Raw genomic sequence first — 235 nt, 5'->3', positions numbered from 1 at the left:
GGTTTGCCTTTTGATGAAGCTCATAGCACATGTCCATGATTTCCTTACGTCCGCGTGGATCTAACTCTGCAGTCGGCTCATCCAGCACTAGCACTTCCGGTCCCATCGCTAGAACACCTGCAATCGCCACACGTCTCATTTGACCACGGCTTGGTTCAAAGGGAGATCGAGATAATAGGGATTCAGGAAGAGCAACCAGCTTAAGCATTTCCTTCGCCTGTGCTTCTGCCTTTTC

1 protein-coding gene is annotated in these 235 nt (G+C 50.2%); it reads right to left on the bottom strand.

Annotation, left to right across the window (positions count from 1 at the left end; genetic code table 11):
- On the bottom strand, window positions 1-235 hold a 235-nt coding region (locus tag SB660_RS23870), incomplete at both ends, for an ATP-binding cassette domain-containing protein (protein ID WP_410585090.1).

The organism is Bacillus sp. SIMBA_005, from assembly GCF_046535585.1.
GTDB lineage: Bacteria > Bacillota > Bacilli > Bacillales > Bacillaceae > Bacillus > Bacillus pumilus.
Note: the sequence above shows the minus strand (reverse complement) of the source record. Positions and strands in the feature narration are given on the sequence as shown.